We start from the raw sequence: 8,291 nt of genomic DNA, 5'->3' as shown, positions 1-8,291 counted from the left end.
CGGCAACCGTCGCGAGCGGCAGGGCGTCAGGATGTGCGGATCGGGAGGGGGCAGCCGCGCCGCTACGCCTCGGGGTCGTGCGGGGCGCGGATGACGCCCCGGCCTCGGCCCTCGGGAAACCGGCAGTAGTAGCAGCGGCCCTTCTGGCGGAACAGCGGCAGCAGAACGAACCCGGCCACGAAGCCGCCAAGGTGCGCCCACCAGGCGATGCCCGCGCCGTCACTGCCCAGCGAGGTCAGTCCGGACAGCAATTGGGTGACGAACCATATGCCCAGGTAGACCACTGCGGGCAGGTCGAAAATCAGCGGGATGAACAGCAGCGGCACCAGCGTGGTGACCCGCGCGTGCGGGTACAGCAAAAAGTACGCCCCCAGTACCCCGGCGATGGCCCCGGACGCTCCCACCACCGGCACGGTGGACGAGGCGGAAAAGACCATGTGCGTCAGCAGGGCCGCCAGCCCGCAGGTCAGGTAGAAGATGGTGAAGCGCACCGGCCCCATGACGTCTTCGATGTTGTCGCCGAAGATCCACAACGTCCACATGTTCACCAGAAAGTGGCCCCAGCCGCCGTGCAGGAACATGTGCGCGGCAAAGGCGATGACGCCCCCCGGCGGATAGCCGGAGGTCAGCGCCCAGTCCGGGTGGGCGAAGCGGGCGGGCACCACCCCCATGAAGTGGAACAGGCGCAGGGTTTCGCCGGGCGTCAGCGTCTGCTGCCACAGAAACACGGCAAGGTTGGCGGCAAGGATGCACCACACCGCCCATGGGGTGTGCACGCGTGGAATGGTGTCGCGCAGGGGAAACATGCGCTAGCGTCTCATGCCTGCCACAGCGAGGCAAGATGGTCGGCAATGCGTGCATCGCGCGCGGCGCGCAGGCGGGTCAGTTCGGCCAGCAGGCCGCGCGTTCGGCGGGCCAGGTCCTCCGGCGTGCCGGAATTGTCCACCACAAGATGGCAGGCGCGCATCTTGTCCGCTTCCGGCCATTGCCACGCCTCCATGGCGGCGATCATGTCCGGCGGCCAGCCGCGATGCGTTTCCAGCCTGCGGGCGCGTTCCGCGAAGGGGCAATGCACCCCGACGAGGAGGATGCTCGGCAGGATGTTCGGCGGCGTGCCCGCCTTCCAGCCCGCTTCCAGGAACAGCGGCACTTCGGCCACGGCCACGGGGACGCCCGTGGCTTCGGCCTGCGCGAAGAATGCATCCATGGCGTGCCGGGCCAGCGGGTGGATCATGTCTTCCACCTCGCGGCGCAGGGCATCATCGCCACGCATGGCCGCGAACAGGGCGCGCTTGTCGACCGGTCCGGCGGGTTCTGGCACGAAGCGGTCGCCATAGCGGCCCCGCAACAGGTGGTGCCCGCCGCCTCCCGGCTCGTACAGTCGGGCCACGGCTGCGTCGGCGCTCCACACCGGCAGGCCCGCCTCGCCCAACTGGCGGATGAGGGCCGACTTGCCGCAGCCCGGCGAGCCGGTCACCACCACCCGCTGCATGCGCCGCGACAGGCGCATGGCCAGCGCGGCGAAGTCCGGCGGGGGCGGGCAGGTGAAGTGCATGTCCCTGTCCGTTTCCGGATGCCGGAACGACAGGCGCCAGGCGTGCAGCATCTGGCGCGGGGGAAAGTCCGGCAGTTCGCCCGCTGCGGGCGGCACGGCTTCCGACGGGCCGTACACCGCGTCCTGCCACAGGGGGTGCCCCAGGTGGGCCATGTGCACCCGTATCTGATGCGTACGCCCGGTGAAGATGCGCACCGCCACCAGGGCGAATCGACCGCCGGGGTCTGCCAGCAGCACCCGCCAAGCCGAGCGGGCGGGCTTGCCGCCACGGTTTTCCGGCACCACGGCCATCTTCACCTTGTGCAGCGGGTGGCGGCCAATGGGGGCATCCAGTTCGCCCTGCGGCGCAGGCACGCCGTGCACCAGGGCCAGGTATTCCTTGTGCACTTCGCGCTCGGCGAAGGCGCGCGACAGCTCCAGCCGCACAGCCTCGGTCAGGGCCACCAGCAAAAGGCCGCTGGTGTCCTTGTCGATGCGGTGCACGATGCCGGGGCGAAAGCCCTCTTGCGCGGCCAATTCGGGAAAGTGGCGCACCAGCCTGTGCACCAGCGTGCCTTCCGGGCAACTGGGGCAGGGGTGCACGGTGAGCCCCGCGGGCTTGTCCAGCACGGCGATGGCCGCATCGCGGTACAGCACGGCCAGGTCGCCGTCTTCGGGTGTTACCTTGGCGGCTGGCACGGCCAGCGTGAGGGTTACCGTCTGGCCCGGCTCCACGCGGGTGTTGGGCACGGTGCACGCGCGGCCCTGCACAGTGGCCGCACCCTCGCGGATGGCCCGCTTGACCTTCTCGCGGGAGACGGCATCGCCGTGGCCGTCCCTTTCGCGCAGGCCGGCCATGACATCTCCCAGATAACGGTCCAGGCGCTGTCCGGCGTGTTCGGGGGCGACGGTGAAGGAGTGGGTGCGCGTTTCGGCCTGGGGGGGCGGTAAATTCGACATGTTTGGCAACGGTTGTGCTTTCTCTTGACCGATGGGGGCGTGTTTTTTACAACCTGTGCGTTTGGGGGGCAAGCGCCCCTGCACACCGAGACAGACAAGGAGACCTATCGTGGCCGTTACCGTGGTGAATCATCCGTTGGTCAAGCACAAGCTGGGCATCCTGCGCCAGCACGACGTGCCGGTAAGCGAGTTCCGGGCCATTTCCAACGAAATATGCCGCCTGCTTACCTACGAGGCCACCAAGGACCTCGAAACGGAGAAGGTCACCATACAGGGGTGGGCCGGGCCTGTCGAGGTGGACCAGATCCGCGGCAAGAAGATCACCGTGGTGCCCATCCTGCGTGCGGGCCTTGGCATGCTGGACGGCCTGCTGGACATGATTCCCGGCGCCAAGGTGAGCGTCGTGGGCATGTTCCGCAACGAGGAAACCCTTGAGCCGGTGAAGTACTACGTGAAGCTGGCCAAGAACATCGAAGAGCGCATGGCCATCATCATCGACCCCATGCTGGCCACCGGCGGCACCCTGAACGCCACCATCGACCTGCTGAAGGAAGCGGGCTGCCCGCAGATCAAGGGCCTGTTCCTGGTGGCCGCGCCGGAAGGCATCAAGAAGGTCACCGACCGCCATCCCGATGTGGACATTTACGTCGCCTCGGTCGACGAACGGCTCAACGAGCACGGTTACATCCTGCCCGGCCTTGGTGACGCGGGCGACAAGATATTCGGCACCAAATAAGGCGCACCACGGGGCGGGACAGCAAATGTCCCGCCCCTTTTTACGGGGGGCCTCGCCGTTCCCCGTCATACCCTGCGGCACGGCCCCGGCAATGCCGGGCACGCCGCACGAACACAGGTTTTCCGCAAGGCGGCAGGGCGGTTGCCCGAACCGCGCCGCGCAACGGCCCCGCGCCCGCGCGCCGCGCGCATGCACACACCACATCAGCACTTTTCGGAGAGGGCAATGGCCAGAAAGACCATCCAGGTGGAGGAAAAGGTACCGTTTCTTCAGGGTATTCCCCTGAGCTTCCAGCACCTTTTCGCAATGTTCGGGGCGTCCGTTCTGGTGCCCACCCTGTTCAAGATCGACCCGGCCATCGTGCTGCTGATGAACGGCATCGGCACCCTGATCTACCTGGTGCTCTGCAAGGGCAAGGCCCCGGCTTTCCTCGGCTCCAGCTTCGCCTTCCTGTCGCCCGTGTTCGTGGTGCTGGGCGCGGACCAGGCCATGTGGGGCGCCAACTATTCCTATGCGCTGGGCGGGTTCATCGCCTCCGGCTGCATCTTCATCGCCGTGGCCCTGATCATCTGGAAGTTCGGTCCGGAATGGATCGGCGTGGTGCTGCCGCCCGCCACCATGGGGCCCATCGTGGCCCTGATCGGCCTTGAACTGGCCGGGGTGGCCACCGGCATGGCGGGCGTCATGCCCGACGCCAACGGCGTGTACAATTCCACCGCCATCATCATCTCCATGACCACCCTGCTCACCGTGGCCTTCGGCTCGGTGCTGTTCCGGGGCTTCATGGCCATCATCCCCGTGCTGACCGGCATTGCCGTGGGCTACGCGGTGTCCATGGCCCTTGGCGCCGTGAACTTCGCGGGCGTGGCCGCCGCCCCCGTGCTGGCCACCCCCACCGTGTACGTGCCCAAGTTCGACATCAACACCATCCTGATCATCATTCCCGCCGCGCTGGTGGTCATTTCCGAGCACATCGGCCATCTGGTGGTCACCGGCAACATCGTGCAGCGCGACCTGACCCGCGACCCCGGCCTGCACCGCTCGCTCATGGGCGACGGCGTGTCCACCGTGCTGTCCGGCTTCTTCGGTTCCGTGCCCACCACCACCTACGGCGAAAACATCGGCGTCATGGCCATCACCCGCGTGTACTCGGTGTGGGTCATCGGCGGCGCCGCCGTCATCTCCATCCTGCTGGCCTTCGTGGGCAAGCTGTCCGCGCTCATCCAGTCCATCCCCACCCCGGTCATGGGCGGCATCTGCATCCTGCTGTTCGGCGTCATCGCCGCCTCGGGCATCCGCATGCTGGTGGAATCGCGCGTGGACTACTCCAAGCCCGCCAACCTCACCCTGACCGCCATCGTGTTCATCACCGGCATCAGCGGCGTGCCCGTGCAGGTCGGCTCCGTGCAGCTCAAGGGCATGGCCCTGGCTACCGTGGTGGGCATGATCCTGTCGCTGATCTTCCATGTACTGGATCGCAGCGGCGTTGCGAGTTCGCAAACGGATTTGTAAGAGTATTGAGGATAACCGGGGGAAGGGAGGGGGCTTTGAAAAGCCCCCTCCCTTCCCCCGAACCCCCAACCCTCCCGCAAACTTTTCATTTGGTTCGTTGCATCCCTGTCGCGGTAACGCGGCGGGGATGTTTTTTTGTGGAGGTAGAGAGGTATATTCGCGGCGCCATGGTTTGTATGTTTATCCACGGTTACGCCGAAACGTGAGTGCAACGCACGGCAGCCGTTATGCTAGTCTTCGAGCATTACGGATGGCGATCGCAACGCGCGAAAGCCCTTTGCCCGCCGGAGGCAGTGTGAAAACTGTCCTTGAAATGGAACGGCCCGCGCTTCGTGAGAAGCGCGGGCCGCGTCATTTGAATCGGGATGTCAGCGGGTGGCCTACAGCCCACCGCGCGCGGTGATGTGCCGGGTCAGTTCCGCGAACACTCCGTCGATGTCCAGGGTGGTGGTGTCCACCGTCACGGCGTCGGCGGCGGGGCGCAGCGGGGCCACGGCGCGGTTGCGGTCCATGTCGTCGCGCTCGCGGATCTGGGCGGCGATGGTGGCAAGGTCGGCGGGCTGGCCCTGTGCTTCCAGTTGCTGGCAGCGACGGCGGGCGCGTTCCTCTGGCGTGGCGTCCAGAAAGAACTTGTGGCACGCCGCGGGAAACACCACGGTGCCCATGTCGCGGCCTTCCACCACCAGCGCGCACGAGGCCCCCAACGCCTGCTGCGCGGCCTTCAGCCGTTCGCGCACCACCGGCAGGGTCGCGATGCGCGAGGCCAGCGCGGCCACTTCCTCGGTGCGGATTTCCTCGCCCACGGGCACGCCGTTGCAGGACAGCACGGAAGCCCCACCCGCCCCGGACAGCGCGAAGCAGAAGCCTTCCAGCCGGGCGCGCAGGTCGCCTTCCGGCAGTTCGTGGGCACCGGGGCCCAGCTTCCAGGCCAGGGTGCGGAACATGGCGCCGGTGTCCAGATAGGCCACCCCCAGTGCGTCGGCAAGCCGTTTGGCCAGGGTGGTCTTGCCCACGCCCGCCGGGCCGTCCAGCGTGACGACGGGGACGGTGGACGCGGTGTGCGCGGCGTTTGCCCCGGAGCAGGCGCGACACGTATCAGGCATGGGCCATGATCTCCCCGGCAGCCTTCAGGAACGCCGCGTTCTCGTCCGGGCTGCCCACGCTGACGCGCAAAAGGTCGGGCAGGCCATAGCTTTTCAGCGGGCGGATGATGATGCCGCGCCGCAGCAGTTCCTCGAACAGGTGCGCCGCGCTCTTGCAGGCCGGGGCCGGGCGGAACATCACGAAGTTGGCCTTGCTGGGGTACACGTGGCAACCAAGCGCGGTCAGCCCCTCCGTCAGCGCAGCGCGTCCCTCGCTGGTCACACGCAGGGTCTCGGCGCGGAACACGTCGTCCGCCAGCGCGGCCAGGCCCGCCTCTTCGGCAAGGATGTTCACGCTGAACGGCAGCCGCACCCGGCGCAGGTAGTCGGCCAGTTGCACGGGCAGGATGCCGTAGCCAAGGCGCAGCCCGGCCAGCCCGAAGCTTTTGGAAAAGGTGCGCAGCACGGCAAGGTTGGGGAATTCCTCGATGCGGGCCAGCAGCGAGTGGGCCGACTCGTCGCCGCAGAAGTCCATGTACGCCTCGTCCACCACCAGCAGGCAGCCGGAGGGCAGGGCGCGGGCCAGCCTTTCCAGGTCGGCCACGGGGGGGCAGAAACCGGAGGGGTTGTCCGGCGTGGTCACGAAGACCACGGCGGTGGCGTCGTCCACCAGCGCCATCAGGCCGTCCCAGTCGAAGGAGAAGTCCGCCGCCAGCGGCGCCTGCCGGAATTCCACCCCCGCCAGCCGGGTCTGCAATTCATAGATGCTGAAGCACGGGTTGAACGCCACCACGTTGTGCACCCCCGGCACGGCCCGCACCCGCACGATGAGGTCGATGATCTCGTCCGAGCCGTTGCCCGCCACCACGCATTCCGCAGGCACGCCGTGATGCGCGGCGATGGCCGACGTCAGGCGCGGGTTGCCCGACTGGGCATAGCGAAAGGCCAGGTTCGCCTTGTGTCGCAGGGCATGCTGCACCACGGGCGAGGTGCCCAGCGGATTTTCGTTGCTGGCCAGTTTGATGACGTGGGCAAGGCCGTACCTGTCGCGGATTTCGTCGATGGACAGGCCGGGGGTGTACGGCTTGAATCCGCACACCTCGGGACGCACGGCGCTGGGCGAGGCCAGCGGAAGTCCCGTGGGGGCGCCTGCGCTGGCTGTTTTGTCGGCACACATGGGGGCAACATGCTCCTTCGTTGGGCGCGCGGCGGGGCGGGGTGCGCCCGCCGTCGCGGAAGACCCCTCAGATAGTCCAAGGCGCCCGCACTGCGCAAGAGGCGGCACTGCGCAGGGGGCATGCACGATGCGCCACCGGGCCCTGCGGTGCCGGTCTGGCCGACTCCGCGCGGCGGGCCGTCCTGCACCACCCGGCGTCGGGCGTGATCTTACGCATCCCTCCCCATTCCTCCGTATCCCCCAGCATCCTTGCGCATCCTTTGCCCGGCCTCTTGCCGTGCCCGGTCTGGTGCGTATATCGTGAAGGATGGCCGCGTGCCCGTGCGCGGCTGGCACAGTGCCAGCTTCGCGGGTACGCGGATACAGGGAGCACGGGACATGCAAGCCATGCAGGCCATGCAGGCCATGCAGGGCTGGGCGAACACTCATGCGGTTGCACGCGGGGCAGCACAGACGGAGGCGGACATGATCGGCCGGAACGATACGGACAGGTTTGCGCGCGGTGCCGGCAGGCCCCGCGTGGTCATCGTGGGGGGCGGCTTCGGCGGGCTGTGGGCGGCGCGGCGTCTGGCGCGTTCGGGCCGGGTGGACGTGGTGCTGGTGGACCGCAACAACTACCATACCTTTTTGCCGTTGCTGTATCAGGTGGCGGCGGCGGAGATAGAGCCGGAGCAGATCGCCTATCCCCTGCGCGGGGTGTTCCGGGGGCAGCAGCGGGTCAGCGTGGCGCTGGCGGACGTGCGCGGGGTGGATGCGGACCGGCGGGTGCTGCATACCGACGGGCCGGATATTCCCTACGACCACCTTATCTTTGCGCCGGGCAGCCTTACCTCGTTCTTCGGGGTGCCGGGCGCGGCGGAAAATGCCTATACCCTGAAATCGCTGGAAGATGCGGTGCGCCTGCGCAACCACATCCTGGCCTGCTTCGAGCGGGCCAGCCTGACCGAAGACCCGGCCCGGCGCGCGGCGCTGCTTACCTTCACCGTGGTGGGCGGCGGCCCCACAGGGGTGGAATTTGCCGGGGCGCTGGCGGAACTGGTGCGCACCCCGCTGGCGCGCGATTTTCCGGAACTGGCGGGCAAGACGCCCCCGCGCATCGTGCTGCTGGAAGCGGCGGACGGCCTGCTGATCGGCTTTCCCGAACAGTTGCGCGCCTACGCCCGGGACAGGCTGGCCCTGATGGGCGTGGAGGTGCGCACCCGGGCCGGGGTGGCCGAGGTTGGCCCCACCGACGTGCGCCTGGGTGACGGCCTGCGCATCGCCACCTGCACCGTGGCCTGGACCGCCGGG

7 protein-coding genes are annotated in these 8,291 nt (G+C 67.9%); 3 read left to right on the top strand and 4 right to left on the bottom strand.

The window, feature by feature from the left end; all coding sequences use genetic code 11:
- Nucleotides 1–62: 62 nt before the first annotated feature.
- Together FVW20_RS02330 and FVW20_RS02325 are read right to left on the bottom strand one after the other, a co-directional pair.
- Nucleotides 63–806 carry a rhomboid family intramembrane serine protease gene (locus tag FVW20_RS02330; RefSeq protein ID WP_196608127.1) on the bottom strand — a complete coding sequence of 248 codons (744 nt, stop codon included), beginning with the start codon at nt 804–806 and terminating at the stop codon, nt 63–65.
- Between the two features lie 11 nt (nt 807–817).
- On the bottom strand, nt 818–2,494 hold the full coding sequence (locus tag FVW20_RS02325; RefSeq protein WP_196608126.1) for a dephospho-CoA kinase: 1,677 nt from the start codon (nt 2,492–2,494) through the stop codon (nt 818–820).
- A gap of 109 nt (nt 2,495–2,603) precedes the next feature.
- On the opposite strand from FVW20_RS02325, the gene upp reads away from it, so the two are divergent.
- Nucleotides 2,604–3,230, top strand: a complete 627-nt coding sequence (upp, locus tag FVW20_RS02320) for a uracil phosphoribosyltransferase (RefSeq protein ID WP_167123695.1) — start codon at nt 2,604–2,606, stop codon at nt 3,228–3,230.
- A 225-nt stretch (nt 3,231–3,455) separates the two neighbouring features.
- The gene (uraA, locus tag FVW20_RS02315) at nt 3,456–4,742 is read left to right on the top strand and encodes a uracil permease (RefSeq protein WP_167123697.1); all 1,287 of its coding nucleotides are present in this window, start codon (nt 3,456–3,458) and stop codon (nt 4,740–4,742) included.
- A gap of 380 nt (nt 4,743–5,122) precedes the next feature.
- On the opposite strand, the gene cmk is transcribed toward uraA, so the two are convergent.
- Together cmk and hisC are read right to left on the bottom strand one after the other, a co-directional pair.
- Nucleotides 5,123–5,845, bottom strand: a complete 723-nt coding sequence (cmk, locus tag FVW20_RS02310) for a (d)CMP kinase (protein WP_196608125.1) — start codon at nt 5,843–5,845, stop codon at nt 5,123–5,125.
- Nucleotides 5,838–7,001, bottom strand: a complete 1,164-nt coding sequence (hisC, locus tag FVW20_RS02305; RefSeq protein ID WP_196608124.1) for a histidinol-phosphate transaminase — start codon at nt 6,999–7,001, stop codon at nt 5,838–5,840. The genes cmk and hisC overlap by 8 nt, the downstream gene beginning before the upstream one ends.
- A 465-nt stretch (nt 7,002–7,466) precedes the next feature.
- On the opposite strand from hisC, the gene FVW20_RS02300 reads away from it, so the two are divergent.
- Nucleotides 7,467–8,291: NAD(P)/FAD-dependent oxidoreductase (locus FVW20_RS02300; protein WP_196608123.1), on the top strand; the 825-nt coding region annotated here is incomplete at its 3' end.

This window comes from Nitratidesulfovibrio oxamicus (assembly GCF_015731765.1).
GTDB classification, from domain to species: domain Bacteria; phylum Desulfobacterota; class Desulfovibrionia; order Desulfovibrionales; family Desulfovibrionaceae; genus Cupidesulfovibrio; species Cupidesulfovibrio oxamicus.
Note: the sequence above shows the minus strand (reverse complement) of the source record. Positions and strands in the feature narration are given on the sequence as shown.

Coding starts and splice junctions, on each gene's coding strand:
- cmk (WP_196608125.1), bottom strand. CDS start 5,845: ATGCCTGATACGTGTCGCGCCTGCTCCGGGGCAAACGCCGCGCACACC.
- uraA (WP_167123697.1), top strand. CDS start 3,456: ATGGCCAGAAAGACCATCCAGGTGGAGGAAAAGGTACCGTTTCTTCAG.
- FVW20_RS02325 (WP_196608126.1), bottom strand. CDS start 2,494: ATGTCGAATTTACCGCCCCCCCAGGCCGAAACGCGCACCCACTCCTTC.
- hisC (WP_196608124.1), bottom strand. CDS start 7,001: ATGTGTGCCGACAAAACAGCCAGCGCAGGCGCCCCCACGGGACTTCCG.
- FVW20_RS02330 (WP_196608127.1), bottom strand. CDS start 806: ATGTTTCCCCTGCGCGACACCATTCCACGCGTGCACACCCCATGGGCG.